This is a genomic window from Lentibacillus halophilus, assembly GCF_055395055.1.
In genome coordinates this window covers 1,276,261-1,301,329 of record NZ_AP043750.1, presented here as the reverse complement: position 1 = coordinate 1,301,329, position 25,069 = coordinate 1,276,261, and the positions used below count along the sequence as shown (strand labels likewise).

25 protein-coding genes and 3 pseudogenes are annotated in these 25,069 nt (G+C 40.0%); 8 read left to right on the top strand and 20 right to left on the bottom strand.

Annotation, left to right across the window (positions count from 1 at the left end; translation table 11 throughout):
* Positions 1-6 precede the first annotated feature (6 nt).
* The 15 genes and pseudogenes from ACZ5Q7_RS06385 to nadC form a co-directional block, all read right to left on the bottom strand.
* Entirely contained in the window at positions 7-1,002 is a 996-nt protein-coding gene (locus tag ACZ5Q7_RS06385; RefSeq protein WP_343751270.1) for an ABC transporter substrate-binding protein, read from the bottom strand.
* Positions 1,003-1,281: 279 nt separating this feature from the next.
* Positions 1,282-1,476, bottom strand: a pseudogene (locus tag ACZ5Q7_RS06380) (transposase); the annotation flags it as partial.
* Entirely contained in the window at positions 1,451-1,597 is a 147-nt protein-coding gene (locus ACZ5Q7_RS06375) for a hypothetical protein (protein ID WP_343751302.1), read from the bottom strand. The pseudogene ACZ5Q7_RS06380 and the gene ACZ5Q7_RS06375, both read right to left, overlap by 26 nt.
* 326 nt (positions 1,598-1,923) lie before the next feature.
* Entirely contained in the window at positions 1,924-2,454 is a 531-nt protein-coding gene (locus tag ACZ5Q7_RS06370) for a YceI family protein (protein WP_343751269.1), read from the bottom strand.
* A 177-nt stretch (positions 2,455-2,631) separates the two neighbouring features.
* Complete coding sequence (locus tag ACZ5Q7_RS06365; protein ID WP_343751268.1) at positions 2,632-3,222, bottom strand: alpha/beta hydrolase; 591 nt, start codon at positions 3,220-3,222, stop codon at positions 2,632-2,634.
* A gap of 54 nt (positions 3,223-3,276) precedes the next feature.
* Positions 3,277-3,715 (bottom strand): annotated as a pseudogene (locus ACZ5Q7_RS06360) (VOC family protein); the annotation flags it as partial.
* Positions 3,716-3,737: 22 nt separating this feature from the next.
* The gene (gene mhqE, locus ACZ5Q7_RS06355; protein ID WP_343751266.1) at positions 3,738-4,691 is read right to left on the bottom strand and encodes a ring-cleaving dioxygenase MhqE; all 954 of its coding nucleotides are present in this window, start codon (positions 4,689-4,691) and stop codon (positions 3,738-3,740) included.
* Between the two features lie 87 nt (positions 4,692-4,778).
* Positions 4,779-5,234 carry a MarR family winged helix-turn-helix transcriptional regulator gene (locus ACZ5Q7_RS06350; RefSeq protein ID WP_343751264.1) on the bottom strand — a complete coding sequence of 152 codons (456 nt, stop codon included), beginning with the start codon at positions 5,232-5,234 and terminating at the stop codon, positions 4,779-4,781.
* Positions 5,235-5,886: 652 nt separating this feature from the next.
* The gene (locus ACZ5Q7_RS06345; protein ID WP_343751262.1) at positions 5,887-6,345 is read right to left on the bottom strand and encodes an NAD(P)-binding protein; all 459 of its coding nucleotides are present in this window, start codon (positions 6,343-6,345) and stop codon (positions 5,887-5,889) included.
* A gap of 344 nt (positions 6,346-6,689) precedes the next feature.
* The gene (locus ACZ5Q7_RS06340) at positions 6,690-8,210 is read right to left on the bottom strand and encodes an ABC transporter permease/substrate-binding protein (protein ID WP_343751261.1); all 1,521 of its coding nucleotides are present in this window, start codon (positions 8,208-8,210) and stop codon (positions 6,690-6,692) included.
* Positions 8,203-9,273 (bottom strand): ABC transporter ATP-binding protein, encoded by a 1,071-nt coding sequence (locus tag ACZ5Q7_RS06335; RefSeq protein WP_343751260.1) that lies wholly within the window; start codon positions 9,271-9,273, stop codon positions 8,203-8,205. The genes ACZ5Q7_RS06340 and ACZ5Q7_RS06335 overlap by 8 nt, the downstream gene beginning before the upstream one ends.
* A gap of 136 nt (positions 9,274-9,409) precedes the next feature.
* Positions 9,410-10,558, bottom strand: a complete 1,149-nt coding sequence (locus ACZ5Q7_RS06330; RefSeq protein ID WP_343751259.1) for a DUF3394 domain-containing protein — start codon at positions 10,556-10,558, stop codon at positions 9,410-9,412.
* A gap of 130 nt (positions 10,559-10,688) precedes the next feature.
* A pseudogene (locus tag ACZ5Q7_RS06325) lies at positions 10,689-12,020 on the bottom strand (transposase); the annotation flags it as partial.
* Between the two features lie 339 nt (positions 12,021-12,359).
* Positions 12,360-13,370, bottom strand: a complete 1,011-nt coding sequence (locus ACZ5Q7_RS06320; protein ID WP_343754226.1) for a TAXI family TRAP transporter solute-binding subunit — start codon at positions 13,368-13,370, stop codon at positions 12,360-12,362.
* Positions 13,360-14,238: a carboxylating nicotinate-nucleotide diphosphorylase gene (gene nadC / locus ACZ5Q7_RS06315; RefSeq protein WP_343754228.1), complete on the bottom strand. Its 879-nt coding sequence runs from the start codon at positions 14,236-14,238 to the stop codon at positions 13,360-13,362. Before nadC ends, ACZ5Q7_RS06320 begins: the two co-directional genes overlap by 11 nt.
* 312 nt (positions 14,239-14,550) lie before the next feature.
* On the opposite strand from nadC, the gene ACZ5Q7_RS06310 reads away from it, so the two are divergent.
* The gene (locus ACZ5Q7_RS06310) at positions 14,551-14,691 is read left to right on the top strand and encodes a hypothetical protein (RefSeq protein WP_343754230.1); all 141 of its coding nucleotides are present in this window, start codon (positions 14,551-14,553) and stop codon (positions 14,689-14,691) included.
* 61 nt (positions 14,692-14,752) lie between these two features.
* A complete protein-coding gene (gene nadX / locus ACZ5Q7_RS06305) occupies positions 14,753-15,532 on the top strand; it encodes an aspartate dehydrogenase (RefSeq protein WP_343754232.1) in 780 nt (259 codons plus the stop codon).
* A gap of 267 nt (positions 15,533-15,799) precedes the next feature.
* Here the strand turns inward: nadX and ACZ5Q7_RS06300 are convergent, their stop codons facing one another.
* The 4 genes from ACZ5Q7_RS06300 to ACZ5Q7_RS06285 form a co-directional block, all read right to left on the bottom strand.
* Entirely contained in the window at positions 15,800-16,528 is a 729-nt protein-coding gene (locus ACZ5Q7_RS06300) for an anti-sigma factor (RefSeq protein WP_343754234.1), read from the bottom strand.
* Positions 16,512-17,084: an RNA polymerase sigma factor gene (locus tag ACZ5Q7_RS06295; RefSeq protein ID WP_343754236.1), complete on the bottom strand. Its 573-nt coding sequence runs from the start codon at positions 17,082-17,084 to the stop codon at positions 16,512-16,514. Before ACZ5Q7_RS06295 ends, ACZ5Q7_RS06300 begins: the two co-directional genes overlap by 17 nt.
* 140 nt (positions 17,085-17,224) lie before the next feature.
* Positions 17,225-18,052, bottom strand: coding sequence for a COG4315 family predicted lipoprotein (locus ACZ5Q7_RS06290; RefSeq protein WP_343754239.1), 828 nt, complete (start codon positions 18,050-18,052; stop codon positions 17,225-17,227).
* Positions 18,053-18,268: 216 nt separating this feature from the next.
* A complete protein-coding gene (locus tag ACZ5Q7_RS06285) occupies positions 18,269-18,763 on the bottom strand; it encodes a YncE family protein (RefSeq protein WP_343754241.1) in 495 nt (164 codons plus the stop codon).
* Positions 18,764-19,109: 346 nt separating this feature from the next.
* Between ACZ5Q7_RS06285 and ACZ5Q7_RS06280 the strand changes: the two genes are divergently transcribed.
* The 6 genes from ACZ5Q7_RS06280 (at position 19,110) to ACZ5Q7_RS06255 (ending at position 24,480) form a co-directional block, all read left to right on the top strand.
* Positions 19,110-20,120 carry a PstS family phosphate ABC transporter substrate-binding protein gene (locus ACZ5Q7_RS06280; RefSeq protein ID WP_343754243.1) on the top strand — a complete coding sequence of 337 codons (1,011 nt, stop codon included), beginning with the start codon at positions 19,110-19,112 and terminating at the stop codon, positions 20,118-20,120.
* 194 nt (positions 20,121-20,314) lie between these two features.
* Positions 20,315-21,241 (top strand): phosphate ABC transporter permease subunit PstC, encoded by a 927-nt coding sequence (gene pstC / locus ACZ5Q7_RS06275; RefSeq protein ID WP_343754245.1) that lies wholly within the window; start codon positions 20,315-20,317, stop codon positions 21,239-21,241.
* A gap of 1 nt (position 21,242) precedes the next feature.
* Positions 21,243-22,121 carry a phosphate ABC transporter permease PstA gene (gene pstA, locus ACZ5Q7_RS06270; protein WP_343754247.1) on the top strand — a complete coding sequence of 293 codons (879 nt, stop codon included), beginning with the start codon at positions 21,243-21,245 and terminating at the stop codon, positions 22,119-22,121.
* A 16-nt stretch (positions 22,122-22,137) separates the two neighbouring features.
* Positions 22,138-22,959 (top strand): phosphate ABC transporter ATP-binding protein PstB, encoded by an 822-nt coding sequence (gene pstB, locus ACZ5Q7_RS06265; protein ID WP_343754249.1) that lies wholly within the window; start codon positions 22,138-22,140, stop codon positions 22,957-22,959.
* Between the two features lie 20 nt (positions 22,960-22,979).
* Positions 22,980-23,636 (top strand): phosphate signaling complex protein PhoU, encoded by a 657-nt coding sequence (gene phoU, locus ACZ5Q7_RS06260; RefSeq protein ID WP_343754251.1) that lies wholly within the window; start codon positions 22,980-22,982, stop codon positions 23,634-23,636.
* A 151-nt stretch (positions 23,637-23,787) separates the two neighbouring features.
* Entirely contained in the window at positions 23,788-24,480 is a 693-nt protein-coding gene (locus ACZ5Q7_RS06255; protein WP_343754253.1) for a response regulator transcription factor, read from the top strand.
* Between the two features lie 529 nt (positions 24,481-25,009).
* On the opposite strand, the gene ACZ5Q7_RS06250 is transcribed toward ACZ5Q7_RS06255, so the two are convergent.
* A complete protein-coding gene (locus ACZ5Q7_RS06250; RefSeq protein WP_464433196.1) occupies positions 25,010-25,060 on the bottom strand; it encodes a hypothetical protein in 51 nt (16 codons plus the stop codon).
* Positions 25,061-25,069: the final 9 nt, after the last annotated feature.

Here is a 25,069-nt window from a genome sequence, read left to right as displayed (position 1 = left end):
CGTCATTTATTTTTCTAAATCAAACCTGTCATACAAATCATCAAGCATTAAGTTAGCGGCTCGAATTCCACCGGCCATGTTCCATGTAACTTCATCGACCATATGAACTTCATCATTTTTCACAGCGTCCAGGTTCTGCCAAAGAGGGTGGTTTGTCCATTCTTTATAATTATCTTTAATCGCTGGGTCGTCACTCATGAAAACATAGAAAACATCAGCGTTCATTTCATTAATACTTTCTTTATCGGTTAGCTTCATACCCCATTTATCTGATTGTTGATTCTCTGGTCTAGTGAATCCAGCTTCTCTAAGAACCGTTCCTGCAAAACTATCAAAATAAATACGGGCATGATCACTTCGGAAATTCAAGATAGAAACATTTACCGGCCAGTCATCTCCTAACTTTTCAGCAGCTTTTTTATTAAAATCTTTAATCCGCTCATCCCAATTGGTCAGGATTTCATCTGATTTATCTTGCTTATTCAACGTTTTTCCCATTAATTTAACTGTTTCCTTATATGCATAGACTTGATCAATGGCTACAGTAGGAGCAATTTTATTTAGTTTTTCATAGATTTCCTCATGACGAAGTTTCGATGCAAAAATAACATCCGGTTCTAACTTGGAAATCTCCTCTAAATTCGGTTGGGTCTCTTCCCCCACTAATTTCGTTCCCTCTAAATCATCTCTAAGATACTTATAAATAGGTTTCTCTACCCAGGACTCAACAATTCCTACTGGCTCCACACCAAATGCAGTAGCTGTATCCGTTGCTCCTTGATAAAGCGTTACAACATTTTCAGGGGTTCCCTCGATAGTTGTGGTCCCCATAGCGTGCTCAATTTCCCGCTCTTTTGAATTATCGCTTGAAGACTTCTCACCTTCCTTAGATGAAGCATTTTCTGAAGAATCTCCTTCCGATCCACAAGCTGCAAGCACTGCAACCATAATTAAAACAAATAAAAGTAGTCCCCATTTTTTATGTAGTTGGTTATTTAGCATATATACTCTCCTTTTTCGATAATGATAATCATTTTCATTAAATATTATACTATTACATATAATGTAATATGTCAACGATGCATTTAGAAATTTTCATTTGTCTAACAGCGGAATTATAAAAAAAGTTCCTCAAAATTTCTTGAACTAATGAGAAACTCTCTAGAAGACTGGTGAAAAACTACTGTTTTCATCCATCAAAGATGCGAATGTTTCTTGGACCCCCTTAAAAATAAGGGAAATAAAGTGATTGCTATGGTGTCTTTCATCTCGTTTTTTCGTTTCAGCGCATGCTGAAACGCCGGTCCTGGGCCTTCTACCTTTGAACCGGCTTAACTTCTTAAGATTTTGAACGATGGCGGTACAGAGTGCTTGTTCCTGCATGCAGTCCAGCCCTCTGCTTTTGGCACGATCCAGCCCGTGCACTGTCTTGGCTTCGGCGAATCCATGCTCACATTGGACACGCTGGTTCTGAATAAATGGGCGGGAGCGCCGTCCCAAGAAGTGTCTGGTTCAAAATGGTAATGAAAGCACCGGATAGTAATACAACAAAAAGCGGAACATATTGTTTCCAATCAAACGTTTCTGTATTTGCCATGACGTATCTGCCTTCTTTCAAAAAATAATTACTTATTAAGTACCATTACTTAATCGCATCCGATAATGAGGAACAAAATAATAAATAAAAAGAAAAACACACCCAAAAATCTTTCGTTGAGTGGTGTGTGTTCCTTTTATTGGGCATATTCCCCCTTTAAATCAACCGATTTATCTCGTTATAAATAATTAATTTAAAATGGCCGCTCATAATATAAAGTTGATTTCATTTTTATGTAGAAAACCCCTTTTAATTATCATATCCAAAAGGGGTTCTCTTCGCAAATTATATTTACTTTTACTAGGTATCAAACGTATTTATAAAGCTTACTTACGTAATTGTATTTCGATATTGATTTTTACCTCGTCACCTACTACAACACCGCCTGCTTCAAGTGCCGCGTTCCATGTTAAACCAAAATCTTCACGGTTTATCTTTGTACTGCCTGAAAATCCAGCAGCTTCATCTCCAGTCATGGGATCTTTGGCCACACCTTCAAATGTAATATCAAATGTGACTGGTTTTGTTGTGCCTCTAATTGTAAAATCACCAGTTACATCATAGTGATCTTCAGACTTCTTCTCAATGTTTGTTGCTTTAAATGTTATGGTTGGATAATTCTCCGCATCGAAAAAGTCAGCTGAGCGTAAATGATCATCCCTATCCGACATGCGTGTGTCAACACTACTTACATCAATTTTAAGATCAATGGATGCATCTGTTAAGTCTTGTGGATCTGCTTCGACAGTACCTTCAAAATCGTTAAATGTTCCTTTTACGTTCGAAATCATCATATGTCTTACCGCAAATCCTATTGTACTGTGTACCTTGTCAACGTTCCATATTGCTTGTGTCATGTCAATCTCCTCCAATAATATTTAATTTCTATTCTTTATCCAATTCTTTTTACTATTCGTTAAAAACGATCAATTTTCCACCAGACACTCTGCGACATGTACGCATTTTTTTCAATTAAATAGATCAACATAATGAGAAGTAAGGTTTTTCACGTAAATAGTCTCCCTAGCTACCATTTAATTCAACCAGTTTTTTGCTTCCAGGGCGACTTCCTGTGTCAAGTTGTGTCCGTTAACCCAGGCCGTTGCAACGTCTGCACCTCGTTCTTTAAAAAGATTGATGACCCGCGTGCTTTCAGATTCTGGTACGATCGGATCACCTTTGCCAAGTGACAAGAATACGTCCACATCGCTGAAGTCCTGTTTTTCTGACACATCTGCCGGATACAGTGGCGCGAATAAAGCTGCTTTTTTGAACGTATCAGGGTTTTGGAGAATCATTTGTATGGCGATGTTAGAGCCGTTTGAAAATCCGACAAGAACTGCATCTTCAAGCCGAAAATCATATTCTTTTGATTTTTCCACGATAAATTCATAAAGTTCATTACCACGGAATTCAAAATCCTTCCAGTCGTACTGACCTTCTCCGTGACGTTTGAAGTATCTATTCATACCATTTTCCTGTACATTTCCTCTGATGCCTAAAACGTTATACTCCGGATTAAGCAATTCAGCAAGAGAGACCAAGTCTGTTTCTGTACCACCTGTGCCGTGGAGAAGTATAAATAACGGGGCTCCCTTTTTCTTTTCCTTGTAAATGTGTTCCATTAATGTTCACTCCAATTCTTATGATTCAGGTCGTTCTACTGTAAATATCTTGAATACAGACCCATGGAAACCAAGTATGTCATTATTATCTGCAAATGTTTCGCCCTCGACAATTGCGATCTCGAGTCCATGAACATCATCGAATTCAAGTGTGTTTTCACCAAAAAGCTGAGTCATTTCAACTTGGAGGTTTTGAGCCGTTAGACGTTTTTTCCAGTAGTCCAGACTGCCTTTTGGTACTCTGAAGGCAATCCTTCCGACCTGACCGCTGCCTTTCCTTCCATAATTATTGTTTGACCACGGGAAGAAGGTGATGACTGTCCCCAGTGTGACATTATGATTTAACAAGGTACAGGTGATAGACACCCGGGTCATCAAAGTTCACCGTCTGTTTAATCAAACGAAGTCCTAAAACATCTCTATAAAATCTCAGGTTTTCATTAGGATCACCTACAATAGCTGAGATATGATGGATTATTTTAATTTCTTCCATTTAATCTTCCCCTTTTCCTCTATTAAGAACGTTTGGTATCGAATGGACGGATCTGCGCCTCAATATATTCACGTTTCGGCTCGAGTAATGGTGGCAGTGCAAGACTTTCACCCAATGTTTCATATGGTTCATCATCCATAAAACCTGGACCGTCTGTTGAGAGCTCAATGAGAATATCACCGACACGTGTATAGAGTGCTTCGAAGTAGAAGCGATCTACATTACCGGAATGTCCCATACCAATTTCATTGTATTTCGCTTCCCATTGTTTAATAGTCTCGTGATCTTTCACTCTAAACGATACATGGTGAACCTGTCCGTAGCCCTGACGGCTTGGCGTTGTGTCATCATTTCTCAGAATGACCTGTCCGCCGTTGCCACCTTCGCCTACATCCAATAGTGTCATGTTCTCTTCTTCAAGAATTGGTTTCATACCATAAACATCAGAGAGCACTTTTTTGAAATCTTCGAAATAACTTACCGTAATTTCAACCGGTCCCAACCCATAAATGGCTTTTTCTACAGGTACCGGTCCATTTTTCCAGGGTTTTCCTGGCGCCACGCCTTCATTGTTTTCATCAGAGAACAGTTGATATTTCTGACCGTCTGATTCTTCAAATGGCAGCACGCTTTTACCAAAAATCTCCTGAATGCCCTCATTCTTCACACCAAACTCCTTGAATCGTTCCAAGTAATAGTCAAGCGCTGCGTCGTCAGGTACTCTTAGTCCTGTTCTGGAAATCGAGTTCGTTCCCGGTGCTCCTTTCGGAATGTTCGGGAAGTCGAAGAATGTCATGTCCGTCCCCGGTGAACCGACATCATCCGCAAAAAATGTATGATATGTGTGAATATCATCCTGGTTTACCGTTTTCTTAACTAACCTCATTCCGAGTACCTCTGTGAAAAACTCATAGTTTCTCACTGCATCATCCGTCATGGCCGTAACATGGTGAATTCCTAGTAGTCCATCTGTCATTAATAAACTCCTTTGTATTTGCCTTCTATAACTCCTCATTTAATACTAATTCATATACTATTAATTCGAGATATTTAATTAAAAAAACTACATGCTTTGTGCATGAAAACCTAATTTTTTCAACTGTTCAATTAGTTCTTCTTTTTCTTTCATATCTAATCCACTTAAAATTTCTTTTAAAGCTTTTTTATGATCAGGAAAGACTTGATTCATCAATTCTGTTCCATCAGTTGTTATTGAAGCATATGTTACACGTCGATCTTTCGGACAAGGCTTTCTCTTTATTAAGTCTTTTTTCTCTAATTTATCTACAACATAAGTAATACTACTACTTGCAATTAATATTTTTTCACCAATTTTTTGTATCGGTTGATCGCCTTTACTGTAGACTAATTCTAAAACAGCAAACTCTGTTGGGTTTAGTCCTAAATATTTTATATCTTCTTCCACACGTTCTTTAATGGATTGTAATGTACGAGTTAAAACCACAAATGTCTTCAACGACAAATTTTCTTCGTATTCTTCTTGATTTTTGTTATTCATGATTTTCTCCTTTATCTCGAAATCGAGATATTTTAATTATATAGTATTGCCTTTCATGTGTCAACCTGCAGATGACATACAGTGATTTCTAGGAGGGTGATCTTAGTGGCAAATTTTTTTAGGATAATAAATGCGATCGTTAAAGAGCTATGATAAACGAAACATTTTTCCCCCATAACTGTAAATCAAGTATCATTTCCGGTAATGAGCCATTAGAAGCCCCTCCTAATTAAAATCAATACAGCATAAGGCTTTTTTATTTTGTATTCCAAAATGAAAAACGGCTTCCCCTATGCTCATCCGTAATTATATTGGGATTAATCTCATGTGTCTTTTCAAGGACGAGTAAATAATTCATATTTATCGCTCTGATTATTTTATATAAAGCTAGGAATGTGATAACAGCTAAAATAAAAATATACACCTGAATTATTCACAGAAAAGCTTTGATTAATGGTCTAACCTCTTGAATGCCAAGGTTTCCAGCAATATTGAGTATGCACCAAAAAAATGAAAAAAGAACCCGGTTTCTGTTATAGTTAAAGTAGCCAACCAAACCAACAGTAAGGGGTTCCATAATCAATACCAAGCCATGGCTGCTTGACGTTCAACTCTCCCTTTAACACTCGCCCCTTTAATTGATACAGTTAAGTCATTTTGGAAATTTAGTTTCTGCTACATCATCCCCATCCCCGGTGGCCATGATTACATGTGTATATTCACTAAGCAATTGTGCATATGTTTTATTTGAGTTGAAATAAATAGGTGACTTTGTTTGTTGTTCCAGTTGGGACTCAAACAAATTCTGTACTCTGCCGCGAATGTTGGAAAAACCAAGATGCCCTTCAATAACTGCTTTTTCATTTTTTGAATAAAGTTTCAATTTCTGTATAGCTGATGTAGGTTTAAGATAAATGCCATATTCAACTGCCAAATGCGCAATACCATCCTCAACCGGACGATTTAGGATATCAAGCATAATCTCTCCATTAACAAATCTGTCCCCGGTTTGGTCTCTTTTCTCAAAAATAGTTGGTGTGATGCCGTTCTTTTCAAGGGTTATTGCACAGACTAAACCAGACAGTCCAGCGCCCATAATTACCACGTTCATTGCGCATATACCTCCCGACAAGTTTTGGTACAATCTAAGTATTCCCTTGAAGCTGCAATCCATGTAAAGAAATATGAAGAGTGAATTATGGCAACAAAACATGACCCGGACTTTGGATGATCACTTCCATTCCAAACCAAATTTATTCCGCGAATGCGCCCGCTAACAAAATAAAAAGGTAGAATACTATCTCTTTTGGTTGGGTGAACCTGGTGGCTGGTAAAAAGGTGGTACTTTTTTGGTTCCGGCAAAACAATTAACGTATCGGAAGAAATTGATGCTGCGATATAAAATCTGGTCCAGATGCCGGCTGCATTTGGACCAGTTCAGTCAATTCAGTTATTTTATTCCAGTAATCCTTCACCCAGTAGAAATTCTTCAGCAACATCGTTGGGATCGCGGTCTTCATAATCAACCTCATAGTTCATCTCTCTCATTTGTTCATCGGTAATTTTACCGCTGAGCTGGTTTAGAATATCTTCTAATTCAGGATATTTTTCCAAAGTTTCTTCTCGCATTAATGGTGCGCCCTGATAAGGTGGGAACAGGTTCTCTGGATCATCCAGTGATACCAGTCCAAGTTTAACCATATAACTGTCAGTTGCATAAGCATCGATTATCTGTACTTCATCGCGATCGATAGCCTTCTGTCTCAGGCCCGGATCCATGGTTTGAATATCGAGATCGAGGTTATACAATTCTTTCATGCCCTGGTAACCATCTTGCCGATCTTTAAATTCCAGAGTGAAACCAGCTGTTACCTCGTCTTCCACTTTTTTTAGATCCCCAATGGTTTCAAGCCCATTTTCTTCGGCATAATCATTTTTGACAGATACCGTATACGTGTTGTTAAATGCCATGGGTTTTAAATATTCCATCTGAAATTGTTTTTTCATACCTTCACGAGCCTGCTCGTACACTTCTGACTCATCATTACTGTCGGCTTCTTCCTCCATAAACGTAACGATGGCAGTTCCTGTGAATTCAGGGTAAATATCAATGCTTCCACTTTCCAGTGCATCGAACACAAATGCTGTTTTTCCGAGTCCTGGTTCAAGCTTGACATTGATATCTGTTTCATCCTCAATTAATAATTGATACATATTGATCAGTATCTCGGGTTCTGCACCCTGTTTGGCCCCGATGATCAGTTCTTCCTGTTTACCATCTTGAATCACAAAGGGCGCCACCAAAACAAGTACCACTGCCACAATCATAACAATGAGAGATTTTAAACCCGATCGTCTGGAAAAATACTCAAATAATCTTAAAATATAATCCAGAGCGATGGCCAAAAGAGCAGCCGGAATTGCTCCGAGTAAAATTAAGTTGATCTCTGCACCCCTATCAATTCCAAGCAGAATAAGTTTACCAAGTCCGCCCGCTCCGATTAAAGCAGCAATCGTTGTAGTCCCCACTATGAGGACCATAGACGTGCGGATGCCGGCCATAATGGTTGGCATAGCGATGGGAAGTTCTATTTTGGTTAATTGCTTAAATGAAGACATCCCCATTCCTGTCGCTGCTTCTTTTAAAGGTCCAGGAACCTCTATGACACCTGTATAGGTGTTACGCATTATGGGCAGGAGGCCATATAACGTAAGAGCTATAACGGCGGGAATTTTGCCAATCCCAAAAAAAGGAATGAGAAACGCGAGAACGGCCAAACTTGGTATGGTCTGCAACACCGCTGACGTTCCGATAATCGGTTCAGCAATTCTGTTATGACGGGTCAGCCACAAAGCAATGGGCACAGCGATGAGGATTGCGATGGCCAACGAGATGAGAGAGATCTGCAGATGTTCCCAAATCGCCTCCCAAAACACATCTTTGCGATTTTGGAAAGTTGTAATAATATTATTCAAGGTGTTTCACCCCATCCCCTTTGTCGGCATGCTTCTGCAAAAATCTGACAATATTTCGATTGGACAGGGTACCGATAAGCTGATTATCTCTGACAATGGGAACAAGATCATAGGGACTTGTTTCAACGATATAAGATGCCTGATTAAGCGTCATGTCGTTGGGCAGGACATCGCTCTCAACAATCTGTCCGTCTTTGAGCAGATATTGAAAATAATTTGAATCATCCACAACAACCCATATGCCATTTTTGTATCTATTTTTTGTATTCAGGTCACTGGCTCGTACAACATATTCAAAGGAAGTATCGGCAATGACATCCACTGCACTTTGCCAAGGTGATTTTCGTGAGCCGATGAAATGATCGGCAAAATCATTGATCGGATGTGTGACGAGGTTTTGAGGTTGATCAATTTGAACAATACCGCCTTCTTTCATCAGACATACGCGATCACCAAGGGCCAGTGCCTCGTCGATATCGTGTGTGACAAATACAATCGTTTTATTGATTTTTGTCTGCAGCTGCAAAATGTCTTTCTGCAATTGTTCCCGACTGATCGGATCAAGTGCACTGAAAGGTTCATCCATTAAAATGATGTCGGGGTCAGCAGCCAAAGCCCTGATAACACCTATACGCTGTTGCTCTCCGCCGGAAAGTTCATCAGGCATTTTCTTGGCATAAGTATCAGGGTCCAATCCAACCATGTCTAGAAGTTCTTTTGATCGTTTGGTAATGTCTGAAGCTTTCCATTTTTTCATTTCCGGTACCACCGCGATATTTTCCATCACGTTGAGGTGGGGGAAAAGTGCAATTTCCTGAAGGACATAGCCGATGTTCCAACGCAATTCATGCACATTAAATGTTTTGACCTTTTTTTCTTCTATGTATATATCCCCATCTGTCGGTTCAATTAGACGGTTAATCATTTTCATTGTTGTTGTTTTTCCGCAGCCACTAGGGCCGATCAACGTCAGCATCTCTCCTTTATTTACTTTAAAGGATATGTTGCGGACGGCTTCTGTGCCATCAGAAAATGTCTTGGATACATTTTTGAATTCAATCATGAGACACATCCTTTTATAAATAATAGTATTTGACACTGTTGTTTTTCCTGAAAAAAGGTATGAATAAACCTTAAACTATATCCCTATGTTATTTTTAAATATGAGGTTGGGCTATGATAGACTTCTTGTCCCATTTTTAATGTTGTATAGTTTGGGACAGTTCCTCCGTCCTTGTTTCCCACTTGCTTCCGACTCGCTTCCGCTGCATAAGTACGACCACAATAACTAAACCTACCCCCATCCAATCAGAAATAACTTCTGGATACATCATCAGAAAACCGACAGTAATCAATAGCATGCGCTCAAATAGATTGGATTTGACGGCAAACCAACCAATCCAACCGGATGCTAGCAGAATGACTCCTATGAGTGCAGTAGTAATTGAAACAATGATCTGCTCGATCGGGCCATCCATTAATAACGAAGGCTTAAGCACAAACATAAATGGTATGATAAACCCAATTGAGCCAAGTCTGACAGCTTCAAGTCCGACACGAATTGGATTGGTTTCCGCAATATTAGCTGCAGCAAACGCAGCGACAGCGACTGGCGGTGTGATCGCTGAGAAAACCGAAAAATACACGATAAATAAATGGGCTGCCATAACAGGAACCCCTAATTCAATTAAGGAAGGTGCTGCCAGCATAGCGGTTAAAATATACGCAGCAGCTACAGGCATTCCCGTTCCAAGAATGATACAGAGCAGCATGATCAACAACAATGTTGGAAAGATCATACCTTCTGTAAATCCGAGCACAATACTCGTTAACTTCCCCCCAAGCCCCGTTGACATGATTCCTGCTATGACCAACCCCGATGCGGCACAGGCCGTGGTTACCGAGATGGAGGAATTGGAACCATTGATCATTGCTCCTGCGATTTCTTTCAGACCCATCCGTGTGTTTTTTCGAAGCCAGCTGATAAGGACAATCCAAAGGATACCATAGAAGCCGGCTCTCGATGCACTATAGCCAAGTAACAAAAATGTGATAAGAACAATTAAGGGCAGAAAATAATGCCCCCATAACGCATAGCTTATACCGATAAGTGCGATTAAGACAATAGAAAAGCCAATCGTTCTCCGGGCCGCTTCCAAACTTAAAAGCACAAATACCAATCCGAAAACGATGTCCAGATTCGTTAGTGGATCCATAATCGGTATGCGAATGGCGATTCGTTCGGCATGAAATGTGAAATGGCTCCCAGCAGCAAGTGCAAGTATTATAGCAGCAAAATCACCAATGGAAGCCCATTTTCCTGCCTGTTTGGAAAAGCGATATGTCATAAAAGACCGGTGAAAAACTATATTTTCTATCCATCGAAGATGTAATCAAAGACACGAATTTTTCTCGGATTCCCTTAAATATAAGGGAAATAAAGTGATTGTTGTGGTTTTTTTCATTCCGTTTTTTCGTTTCAGCGCATGCTGAAACACCGGTCCCGGGTCTTTTTCCTTTGAACCGGCTTAACTTCTTTAGATTCTGAACGATGGCGGTACAGAGTGCCTGCTCCTGCATGCAGTCGAGTTCTCTGCTTCTGGCACGATCCAGCCCATGCACTGTCTTGGCTTCAGCGAAGCCATGTTCACACTGGACACGCTTGTTTTGGATGTTCTGGTATTTGCCGTCAATCTGGATTTGCTTTGCTTGATTTTTGGCCTTGACGTTATTGACCTTTTCCTGCCGTTTTCTTTGGTGCTCAGGGTTATGGGTTTTCCTCTGCCAAGTCGGGGTCTCTTCCAATTCATGGTCTCGCAAAGAAATCAAAGGAATGATGCCTTGAGAAAATAGATAGGCCAAATATGCTGGTGTGCCATAGGCCTTGTCACCCGATAACGTCCGAATATGGATCTGCGGGTGCTGAAAACGAACAGCTGCCAGCTGTTGTTGGCTTATTTCTCTTTCCGCTTTACCGGAAGCAATGCTTGCATTGGTCTTTAAAATAACGCCTGACTCAACATCTGCCAGGTTGTGCACAAGGTAACGCGGACAGGCCTCCTGTCCTTTGCTCTTTTTGTACAGACGGGCATCAGGGTCTGTTGTACTACGGTGGGTTTGATTGGAAAATGTTTTACCATGAAAGTCCTCATGGCTGGCACTTTCCTGAAGGTGATCCGATTGGTGATGTTTCTTTGGTTTCGGCGACTGAGGCGTTTGATCATCATTGCTGTCCGGATTGCCTGGTTGGCTCAAAGATGCTTCATCACGTTGCTTTTTATCTTCCAGATAATCTTCAATGGTTTGAACCGGGGCCAGCTCTATGTCTTCCAGACTATGAATGGACGCGTTTGCACGCACTTGTGTGCCATCCACACCGGCATGAACGTTAGGACGAACAAGGCCGGAAGCAATGCACTGATTAACGACATGCATCATGATATCATCAAAAATACCGTGGCGACGCCAAAGTGCTCTTGTTTTAACAAGTGTTGTTCGATCAGGAAGTGAAGACTCAAAATCAAGGCCGCAAAACCACAGGTAGCCTGCATGCATGGGGAGCGTTTCAAACAGTTCCCGTTCCGAATGATTAAATAGATACTCAAGTACAACCAGCCGCACGACCAATTCAGCATTCGTAGATGGCCGGCCTGTCTTTTCGGAGTAGAGAGGTTTCACCCGATCGTGGACAGCTGAAAAGTCAATAGCATCTTTCACCCTTCTCAGGATATGGTGTCCGGGAACGAGATCCTCCATATCAATATATTGAAACATGTTAGGTTGAATGTGATTTTGCTTTGGCGAATGCATAAATGAATCACCCTTTTATAAGTGTTCTATAGACTATATTCGACATAAAGCAATGAAATTCCTAGTACAATTTGACTTTTTCACCGGACTTATAAAGGTCAGAGCCAGAATAAGTGCAAGGTGAATAGCCATTTGATTTATCGGATTTAATTTTCCCCAGATAACTGACCAGATTTGGAAAACAGCTAAAATAATTGCCATAACATTAAATAGTATGAACTGTTTACCTAAGAGTGTACGTCTACCCCCTCCTTGGAATAGGCTGGTACATTTGTTTTTTAACTTCATGCTGTATCCCTCTCTTAATTTGAAACAACATTATGTTTGTATCGTCTGTTTCTACTCCGTGATACGCTTTTCCTTGAAAAATTTCTTGGCACCTGGGTGCAAGGGAACCTTACCGACATTCATCATATTTTCGTCAGATAGATTTTTAAATTCCTCATGTACCGTTCGTAAATAATCCAGATTTTCATAGATTGCCTTTGTTACCTTGTACACTTCTTCCTCAGGTACATCTTTATGGACAAGTAAAATGGCAGGTGTGTTTACGGTATTTATATTTTTATTTTGAAAATCATAGCTGCTCGCTTCGATAGTACCTGATAACATTCCGAGTTGGTCTGCGACAGCCTTGCTGGTATCTTTCTTTAAGGTAAGCATTTTTAAATCTATCATAGTTTTAGCTTGGATAATGTCACTGGAAGGAACCGATACGGCATCCCCTGTCATATCAATACGGTTATCTGCCATTAATTCGAATGCTTTTGCTCCGCTAAAATGGTCAACGGAACCACCCCAGGCAATTATGTCATCGTAGCTTACACCATGTTCCTTGAGAAAGTTTCGCGTGATGATCTCTCCTGCAGAGCCTTTCTGATCTACAGCAAGATGGATAGGTGCCTTATGTTCGATGATTTCTTCCAGTGAATCGTACTTCAGCTCTTCCCTGGCTACTAATTGATAATAATTAGCAGGGATCACGACACTTACCGCCCGAATATCCTTATATGCTTGATCGTATGGTTTTTCACCTCTGTAAGCTGAATAAGCCGTCATCGTATAGGATATCCCATACGGAATGGTGTTCGTACCAACCGTTGGTGGGTTTTCTACTATTCCGCCTGGCTCTACCGTAATCACAGAAGTGGGGTGATTCCGGCGAATGGATTCCGCTATTCCTTCTGTGAAAACAGACCAGGCACCCCCGGTACGTCCACCAATGATCCCGGTTTGCATTGACTTGTTTTCACCACCAGTATCATTCGTGGATGTAGTTGTATCTTTTGTTTCACATGCGGCGAGGGTTACAAGTGTGAGCAACACGAGTAATAGCCTTTTAATAAACATATGCTTCATCCCCTTGTGAAGTCTGTTTGTTTTCTCCGGGTTGCACGTGTAAAACGATGTCCAAAACCTTTACTGAATGTGTTAGAAAACCTAAGGAAATATAATCAACCCCTGAATCACGGTAGGTTGCCAGATTATCCAAGGTAATACCGCCGGATGCTTCTGTGATAATCGATTCTGGTACATGTCGGCCGAATTCCTCTACCTCCTCTGGAGAACGATTATCAAACATAATGATGTCAGCCCCCGCCTCAACTGCGGCCAATACTTCTTCCTTTGTCTCTGTTTCCACTTCGATTTTTACCATATGACCAACCTTTTCCCGGGCCTGCTCAATAGCTTTTTGGATCGAACCAGCAAATGAAATATGATTATCTTTGATCATGACACCTTGATCCAGACCGAATCGGTGATTCTTGCCTCCACCGCATGTCACGGCATATTTATCAAACATCCGCAAGCCTGGCATCGTTTTTCGTGTATCACAAATCTGAATGAAAGAATTATTTAACTCCCGTACACACCTTGCAGTTAAGGTTGCAATTCCGCTCATACGCTGCATAACATTCAGAATTACCCGCTCTCCTGTAAGCAGCTGAGCGACTGGTCCCCTTACCTCTGCAAGTATGTCTCCCGTGTTTACCTTATCCCCATCCTGAAAAAATAATTGTACAGATATGGAGGAATCTAAAAGCCAATAAGTTTCCTGTATAACGGAAACCCCGGAAACAACACCGTCTTCCTTGGCGATAAACACCCCTTTTCCTATTTGATCTGAAGGGAAAATAGACTGGCTTGTTAAATCGGCATCGCCAATATCCTCAAGTAAAAAGCTTTGCAGTAATGTACGTAATTTTAGTTTGTTCATGCTTATCGCTCCTTATATTAATTGTGAATTAATTCACATGTTATGATATATTAAGTGACCACGCCCGTTAACTCTAGTACTCATTTCTAAATGTTTGGGCTAATATCGTGGGTTTGACCGATAAATCCTAGATTCAGACGATACATTTAAGTCCGCGACGATATAAACACTAGGTAATATACACATTATTTACATATGTCTTGACGCCTATATTTACACAAAAATCACATAAAGGCAAGACTATTTTTTCTAAAAACTGATGGGAAGATCCTATGATAAAATAACGCCATTTCTTATCAGTCAATGAAGAACATGAAGGATTTAGGGGATACACATATAACTACTCAATACTTAGGAAAAATCAATCAAAAATATGATGCCAACGCTTCTGTTTTTGAGTACAATAAGGGTGAAGAGGATGAAAAAGAAGAGGAAGGGGCTGCAGATCAGTGACATAATGGCTCCACCTGACGAATAAGACCTAAGGAAATATTAATTTCGAGGGAGGATTACCATGAATATTGGAATAGTTGGAGCAGGCGCAATAGGAAATTTTTTGATGAAAGAAATTAATCACAATGGAGTCGGCGAAATGCGGATCCAAAGTGTGTTTGTTCGGGATCAAATAAAATATCAAAATCTGGAACATCAATTCAATATAAAGGTATTTGATCGTCTTGATGCATTTCTGGACTCAGGTATTGATATTGTTGTAGAAGCAGCAAATATTGCAGCTGTTCACGATTTGTTTCCCAAAATTCTATCTGAGAAGGATGTTGTTTTAATCAGCATCGGAGCATTAGCCGATGAAGACTTTCTCCACAAAATGAACGATCTGGCAGAAACCTACAAGCGGACAATCCATTTACCTACGGGCGCGGTAGGCGGACTTGATCTTCTGCAAAATGCACATACATGCGGCGGGGTCACTTCTGTATCGTTAACGACCAGAAAGCCTGCCCAAACACTAATTGATGAATATGTATCGAAAGAAGTTGTTGTATTTGATGGACATGCATCAGAAGCGATCAAGCAATTTCCAAAAAATATAAACGTGTCAATTATTTTATCACTTGCTGGTGTCGGTATCGAGCAAACGAATGTGACCATTATCGCCGATCCGACCGTCGAAAACAACATACATACCATTGACATTGAGGGTAGTTTTGGATCTGCGTCCTTATCGGTGACAAATAACCCACTCGCGGAAAATCCGAAAACGAGTCATCTGGCAGCAATGAGCGTATTAGGGACATTGGATCACATGACCAAGCGGATCAAACTAGGAGGGTAGCCCGATTTACTAAGGGTGGCCAGTATTAACCTTTATAAAAAACCAATCCTCGTTTTAAGAACACTTAAACGGATTGGTTTTTTGAGCAGTCCGGCATTATTTATACAATTCTCTTGTCTTTTATACTGTAGCCAATTTCATTTCCACGCGTTTCTTCAGCTGTGCCGCGAAAACCAAGAATAAATTCAGCTGGTGCTTCTTCATTAATCACTTTTTGTTATTCCTTCACCCGGTCTAAGACCTATTCTTTAGTTTTGTATGTCAGTCTTACGATCCCACCACTTTTTTTCCTTCCGGCTGGGTATTATCCAGTTTTGGCTCCTTTGTAATACCAATTTTGTCAAAATCTTCTTCTTGGGAAAGTGTATGAGTCAACACTCCCGACCCAGATTCATTTGTATTAAATATACCTGCATTCAAACGTTTGCCATCTTTTAACAGCCATACTTGATAGGTTTCTGTACCTTCCAACTTAGGCAATCCATTGACTTGAACTATCAGCTTTTTAGTGTTGTTCTGTTGTACAACGTATGCATAACCGTCTGCGTCATGCATTTGGCTGTTAGCGGATGTTAAATGGAGCGACGTCATAATTTTAGCTGGTTGACTGCTTGCGATTTGTTGTTGGCTCCCAGACTGTATATTTACATACGTCAAAATAGCCGCAACCGCAAACAAAAGAATGACAAGACCCGATGTCAATGGTGTAAACTGCTTTTTAAGCTGGATTCCCCGTGCTTTTAATCTGTCTTTTATTGTGTGCTTTTGTTCTTTTTCCTGATCTTCAAAGATAAAATTGAACACGTCTTCCTTTAGTGATTCCGGAACGTGCTGATCTTTAAAGTCAAATTGCAACGCTTCCCATGGTTTACTAAGTTCCTCATACTCTTTTCTGCAAGCGTCACAATTCTTCATATGTGCCTCGAATTTATTTTTATCTGCCTCGCTAAGCGTATTTGCCATGTAAGAAAGTAGGTGTTCACATTTCCTTTCCATCTATGAACCCTCCATTTTCCAAGTGTCTCTTTAGTTGTTTAAGTGATTGGTGAAGTCTGCTTTTTATGGTTCCTACCGGTGTATTTTCCATCTCAGCTATCTCCATAAGCGTGAATCCTCGCCAATACAGTAAATCAATCAATTTTCTTTGCTCCGTGGATAACCTGCTTTTCGCCTTGGCAATCTCTGTTTGTTGGAAGGATTCTTCTATATGGTCTTTCGGATCTGCTAAATACAGGGTCCGGTCGGTATCATAGTGATGACTCGTATGTTCATCCTTTTTTTTCCTCCTGATATAGTCGATACATACATTTCTTGCAATCGTCAGCAACCAATTAACGAACTTGCCTTGGGAGGGGTCATAGCTACTTTTGGTCGTCCAAAGCTTCAAAAAGGTCAATTGAACCATTTCTTTGGCATCTTCTTCGTTTCCATGACTGAATTTATATGCAAAACTATAAATTAATTTAATATATCGCGTGTAAATTTCTTCTAAGGCAGGACGGTGTTTTTGCTTTACTAAGTTGATTAGTTCCAGATCCGTTCGATCCTCCACAACTATCAGACACTCCTCTCCATCGCATCGTTGCTACTACATTTATGTTAATTACATTATACAATCCGATGAAAAGAAAAGGAACCATCACAGTGTGATCGTTCCTTTAAAGCCATCAAGGTGTGCTTTTTAATGTCGATTCAGGATGGTGAACCAAGTTTCTTCTGAAATTCCGTGAGTTTGTTTGTGGTCTCCTCTGTCAACTTTTTTATTTTCCCAATGTCGGGCTTATCTTTTTGTGCTTCGTCTATGAGTGGGTACAAGCTCTCTTCAATGTTTTCATAAGCTTCTGCATCACGTTTTTCAACCTTTTTCTCGATAGGCTCCCAACTTTCTGAGAGGTTTTTCCCTTTGCTGTTTACTTTTTCTACATCATTAGCTGAGGCTTCAGCTGTGCTGCTTAACGCTTCAAGCGAGGTCAGCACGTCGTCAACACCTTTTTCAAGTGACGTTGATCGGTCTTGGAAATGATTCTTAATGGACGTTTCATTGGCAACATACCATACATCTTTCTTGCCTTGACCATTCACATCGCCTTCTTCTTTGTCTTTCTTAAAGTAATAAAGTGGATAACCCTTGTATGTCACTTGTTCTTTACCAGTGTCTTCACGTGTTATCGTATCAAAATCGTCCTTGTTATAACCTTCAGGGACGTCGACATCCTCTGCTGTGAACGCCGGCCAGTTTTCCAGACAACCACCGGTGCAGTTGCTTGTGCCTTTTTCATCTTTTGTGAAGAGATAAAGGGTCATACCTTCCTCATCTGCCAGGTATTTGCCTGCATCAGGATCCTCCAGTAATTGTAGGCTTTTTGCACTGCTTTCTCCTTCATCATTTGTTTCTTCGGTAGTATCTGATTCGTCTTTGCTGTTGTTTTCATCTTTAGATGGTGAGTCTGAATCACTTCCACATGCACTCAGTATAAGTATGCATGCAACAATTGTTATGGAAAATATCCATTTTTTCATGTTACTCCCTCCTACTTACTTGCTTTTATATAAGGTAACGACGAGAATCCAGGAACGGTTTGATAAAAAATAAAAAATATTATTAACATCTTCATTTTATGCTGGCATGTACGCACTAAATTGTAGCAGGAGATTTCCTACTGCAACGATAACCACAACAGAAAAAACCATTATCTATTGGTTTGCAATGACACCAACAAATAATGGCTTTTCATCTCATTCCTTTTTCTTTTTCGTTTCACTTGCGATTTCCAAGGTACTAATGAAAAACGGAAATGAATCAACATCGACTCGTTTAACGACTTCATTTTTTTTACGATCGATAACAGCAACCTGATCTTTACTAGTAACTGCTGTATAAACGGTTTCCCCATCTTTAGAAATGGTTGTACCATGTGGTCCCATTCCAACGTTAATTTGTTTCATTTCCTTTCGTTTGGCAATATCCACAACAGATACAAAATCTGCGCCAATATTTCCTACGTATGCATATTTCCCATCCGGCGTAATGTCCACTACATGATGGCCAGTACCAACAGTAATGGTTGTGGTCATCTTACCTTTATCTAGGTCAACGACTCCGAGCTCATTGTTTTGTGTTAAGGTAACGAGTAATGTATTCCCATCAGGGGTAATGTTTAAATTATGCGGTACTCCTTCAACACCATCGATTGTATTGGTCACTTTTTTGGAAGCGACATCAATAACCATAATGAAGCCTCCTTGAAAAACGTTTATCCTAGGAAACGATTAAGAATAGGGACCAGTTTGCCTCAAGACAAAATTCAACCATGTTTCAAAGGTATAAGACATTTCCCTAAATTGAAGTTCATACGCTTTGGCTATAACGAATTGTTCTTTTACTTTATCAGAGCCTTTCTCCTGATCTGATCGATCACCACCACGAATATGCCACTATACTTTTCCCACATCAATCTTTACATAATATTTACATTGAATTAATAGGCGGTTAACATTCGTTCGTTATTATAGGATTTGCAGGGAAGGTAACATAGCATCTTTTCTGACAAACGCTAATCATTAGGGGGCAAAAAGCATGAAATCAAAATTATTATTGCTATTAGCTGCAATGTCTCTGCTGTTGGTTGTTTTAGCGGCATGCAATAACACAGAGAACAGTGAAGAAGGTGGAGATGAAGAGGCAAGTAGCAACACTGAACAAAACACGAGTGAAGAAGGTAATAGTGCTTCAGAAAGTGAGACTACAGAAGTTGTAGTCGATGGATCATCCACTGTATTTCCTATAATGGAAGCTATTGCTGAAGAATATCAAAAAGAAAACCCGGATGCCCGCGTTAACATTGGTACTTCCGGCAGCGGGGGCGGCTTTGAAAAATTTGCTGCTGGTGAAACGCACATTTCAAATGCGTCTCGTCCCATTAAAGATGAAGAAAAAGCGGCACTTGAAGAAGCAGGTATTGACTACACTGAATTTGAAGTAGCCCTTGATGGGTTGACCATCGTCGTCAACAAAGAAAACGACTGGGTTGATCAGCTGACAGTCGAGGAATTGAATAAACTATGGTCAGCAGACAGTGATGTGACGACATGGGCTGATGTCAGAGAAGGATGGCCGGAAGAAGAAATCCAATTTTACAGCCCGGGAGCAGATTCAGGTACATTCGATTATTTCAGTGAAGTCGTCTTTGGAGAAGAAGGCGGTATTCGTCAGGATGCTTCATTATCTGAAGATGATAACGTTCTTGTACAAGGTGTCACAGGATCTAAAAATGGGATCAGCTACTTCGGGTATGCCTATTATGCTGAGAACAAAGACCAATTGAAAGCTGTACCAATTGTAAATGATAGTGGCAAAGCGGTTACACCAAATCAGGAAACTGTTCAATCAGGTGAATATAATCCTTTCGCAAGACCATTATTCATTTATGTCAAGCATTCAACGCTGGAAAATGAGTCAGTTTACAACTTTGCAAAATATGCATTGGAAAATGCAGGGGCAATGGCGAAATCAGTTGGGTATGTTGCAAAACCTGAGAGTGCTTATGAAGAAGCGCTAAATAAACTTGATGAAATCGCAGGGAAATAAGCTGCATGTTACCGGGTCCCAATTGACTAATGCATGGTGAGGGAAGAACTGACAGACTTTCCTCACTTTCCTCAGCTTACTCTTTCGTAACATGTAATGAGAATCCAAGCTGCAAACATAGAGGGCAGATACTCATTGATAAGCCCGCTGGTTATCATACGGTGCTGTCCAGTATATAAAAGAGGAGTATTGTCATGGCGGTCAATGTTAAAGAAATAATGAATGAGAAGAAGTCAAACCAGCATTTTCTCCGTATTTTGGAGAAGCTTGTACCAGCGTTTTTTTTGCTGTGTGCGATTATATCTGTTCTGACAACGATTGGTATAATTCTTACGTTATTAGTCGAAACCATCACGTTTTTCAACCGTGTATCATTTACAGAATTTATTACAGGAACTGAATGGTGGCCGTTTGGTGAAAATGCCAGCTACGGGATTCTTCCGTTAATCTCCGGCACATTGTTGATAACAGTTATTGCAATGATTGTGGCGCTACCGATTGGTATGGCTTCAGCAATTTACTTAAGTGAATTTGCACCACCTAAAGTGCGAAAAGTTGTTAAGCCTATTCTGGAAATCCTGGCCGGGATCCCGACAATTGTCTATGGTTTCTTTGCCTTGACCTTTGTGACACCAATGCTACAGCTCGCCATCGATGACTTGCCTATTTTCAACGCACTCAGCCCTGGGATTGTTGTAGGTATTATGATTATCCCGATGATTGCATCTCTCTCGGAAGATGCGATGAGTTCCGTACCTAATCACATGAGGGAAGGCGCTTTGGCGTTGGGATCCACACGATTGGAAGTGGCTCTAAAAGTAGTTGTTCCAGCAGCATTGTCTGGTATCATAGCCTCATTTTTGCTGGGGACATCCCGCGCCATTGGTGAGACAATGATTGTTTCTGTAGCTGCCGGCTCAACACCAAAACTTACGACCGATGTCACGGAATCGATACAGACAATGACCGGTTATATTGTTCAGGTAACACTGGGTGATGCCTCATATGGGTCCACCACCTATTACAGCATATATGCGGTGGGTATGACATTGTTTGTTTTCACTCTGATTATGAATCTCCTGTCACAATACATCTCCAGTCGTTTCAAGGAGGATTACTAACATGAATCTGGTCGATAAAAAAGTTGTTCAAAATAAAATGAATAAACGGATCATCAGCAACCGGATTATGCGCCAGATGTTCTTTTTGGCTTCAGCATTCGGCATCGTTGTCCTTGCCATATTGTTATATCGTATATTTTCGGAAGGTCTGCCATATTTGGATTGGCGTTTTCTTACGAATTTTGCCTCGCGTTTCCCTGAGGAAGCTGGTATAAAAGCAGCAATTGCAGGCTCTGTCTGGTTGATGGCAGTAACTGCTCCAATATCGCTGGTGCTTGGAGTCGGAACAGCTATCTATCTTGAAGAATATGCCAAAGAAAATAAATTTACACAGTTTATTCGAATGAATATTTCAAACCTTGCAGGTGTACCATCGGTTGTGTTTGGTCTGCTGGGGTTGACTGTCTTTGTTCGATTAATGGAGATGGGCAGAAGTATTATAGCTGGCGGCCTGACAATGAGTCTATTAATACTTCCGATTATAGTGGTTTCTTCTCAGGAAGCAATAAGGGCCATCCCAAAAAATCAGTATGAAGCTTCGTATGCGATGGGAGCTACAAAATGGCAAACCATCCGCCGAATTGTACTGCCGGCGGCCATCCCCGGTATATTAACAGGTGGTATTTTGGCATTATCCCGGGCAATTGGAGAAACGGCTCCATTATTGATGATAGGAGCGTTATCGTTCATTGCTTACTTGCCTGAAAACATTTGGTCCGGTTTTACGGTGTTGCCAATACAGATATTCAACTGGACCGGAAGACCACAGGAAGAATTCCATTTGGTGGCATCAGCTGGCATCATTGTTTTGCTAATTATATTGCTTCTTATGAATTCCATTGCTGTTTTAATACGAAGTAAATTTTCAAAACGCTACTAACTGGGAGGTTTTTATCATGAATACAGCAACAAATCGTAAACAAGTATCAATCATCAATACGAACGAACCGATTAAGGAAGAAACGAAAACAATTTACGAGGTGGACAACTTTAATTTGTGGTATGGCGACAATCAGGCGCTTTATGAAGTGAACATGGCTATCCCCATGAATAAAGTGACAGCGATTATTGGACCATCCGGTTGTGGGAAGTCGACATTTATCAAAGCTTTAAACCGAATGGTTGAGTTGGTACCGTCTGTTAAAATGAACGGAACCATTAAATATAATGATAAAGATATTTTTAGTTCAAAATATAAAGTGGAAGATTTAAGAACAAGTGTCGGTATGGTATTTCAAAATCCAAACCCTTTTCCAAAATCGATTTACGAAAATGTTGTCTACGGGCCAAAAACGCATGGTATTAAGAAAAAAAAGGTCCTTGATGAGATTGCTGAAAAAAGCCTCAAAGAAGCAGCTTTATGGGATGAAGTGAAGGATCGGCTGCATGAGAATGCGTTCGGATTGTCAGGCGGTCAACAACAGCGTCTTTGCATTGCCAGATGTCTTGCCATTGAACCTGATGTCATTTTGATGGATGAACCGACCTCAGCATTAGACCCTATATCTACCACCAAAATTGAAGAACTGGTGCAAAATCTTAAAAAGGACTACAGTATCACTATTGTCACGCATAACATGCAACAGGCTGCGAGAATTTCAGATAAAACGGCGTTTTTCTTGAATGGGGAGGTCATCGAATACAACAACACAGATGCACTTTTCTCAAATCCTGATGACAAGCGTACTGAAGACTATATTACCGGCCGCTTCGGATAAATTTTAAAGGGGGAGTTTTAATGGTTACCCGAGAGCAGTTTGAGACGGATTTAAAAAAATTAAAGGAAGACATCATATCATTGTCAAATACCTCAGTGAGAGCTTTGAATAAAGCAGTTGATACATTGTATAACCAGGATCTGGAATTAGCAAGAAATCTTATTGATGACGATAAAGCGATCGACAAACAGCAACTTGCCATAAATGATCAAACGATTTTATTGATTGCAAAACAGCAGCCGGTTGCAACGGATTTACGGCGGTTAGTGATAGCATTGCAAATAACAACCGATGTTGAACGGATGGCTGATAATGCGAAAAATATAGCCAAATCAACACTTCATTTAGGGGAAGATCATCGCCTGACGGTTCATCCAAAAATAAAAGAAATTCGGGATATGGCAGTTGAAATGAACACCATTGCAATGAAAGCATTCGAATATGAAGATATCTCGATAGCCGGTAAGCTGTCGAAAATGGATGATAACGTGGATCGATTATATGAGTTAATTATTAAGGACATTTTAAATGAAACGGCCACAAACCAAGAGAAAATCCAATATGTGATGCAAATGGCTTTCAGTGCCCGTTACATTGAACGATTCGCTGACCATATCACAAATATCGGTGAAAACATTTTATATCTCGTGAAAGGTAAAACGTATAAACTAAACTAAATTATTGAATCCTGACAAATGAAAAAACCTGTATTGTACTTTATCAATACAGGCTAATTTATACCGTTTGCCAATTGTTTATAAACTAATTATGCACAAAGTCACTTTTTCATTATACGGTGGAACATACATACTGTAAAGGGTGTGTAATATGCGTCAAAAAGTACTGATAGTGGACGATGAAGAGTCAATAGTAACTTTATTAAAGTACAATGTTGAACAAGCGGGGTTTGAGACCGAAGTTGCGTATACAGGAACAAGTGGATTAGAAAAAGCAACCAGTATTTCTTTTGATTTAATCATTCTGGATATAATGCTTCCCGGATTAGATGGAACAGAAGTATGCAAACAATTAAGACAAACAAAAATTGATACACCCATTCTTATGCTTACAGTTAAAGGTGATGAGCTTGACAAAGTGCTGGGACTGGAATTAGGTGCAGATGATTACTTGACCAAGCCATTTAGTCCAAAGGAAGTGGTTGCCCGAATAAAGGCAATCCTACGGAGAACTAATAAAAAAGAGGTTGTCAACGAAACGACTATACGTATTGCTGACTTAACTATTTTTCCGGAACAGTATGAAGTAACGATTAATGGAAAAACTTTACAATTTACAAGGAAAGAATTTGAATTAATTTTCTATTTAGCTAAACATAAAGGCAAGGTTTTGTCGAGAGATCAATTGTTGATTGCTGTATGGGATGATGACTTTGTAGGAGATACGAGAGTTGTCGATGTTCATGTCAGTCATTTAAGAGATAAGATTGAACCTGATCTGAAACACCCTGTTTATATCAAAACGATCCATGGACTTGGATATAAGATGGAAGAGCCCTCTTAATGAGTTCATCAAATTCTTGATTATTCTTCACTTACATTGCAGTAGTTATTTTTTGTTTTGATGGGAATTGGCACAATTGTAATGCCATTAACATCTCAAATCGGAAAAATCATTGTTTACTTGGGTCTTTAATTAAGTCTCTTTATAATCAATTATATCGTGATCCCCTTGTGGAGAGGTTAACGCATAACCTTTGATTTTTCTTCTTTCATAAATAACAAGAAAGAACTCATTCTCATTAAATTAAACGACCAGATACGAACTGCCATAATATCGGGATTAAATGTTACTGGTTACTTATAATTTCGTATCGGCAACTGTAGTTGTGCGGGTTCACCGCTTAATGTTGAGTAAAATGTTTAACAAATAACAAAAATGAGGTATAATGTAAGTAGAAAGTCATACAATAATAAAGACTGAACGGTGCGCCAACACCATTCAGCCCAACGTGTAATAGCCCTTCAAAGGGGCGGCTCACGTAAGGAGTTATGAAATAACTACCCTAAACGTTTGCGCAGGCTAAGGGTGGTTATTTTTTGTTTGACATTATCCCAACGATCAATGTTCCGAACGAGATCATTAGAATCAT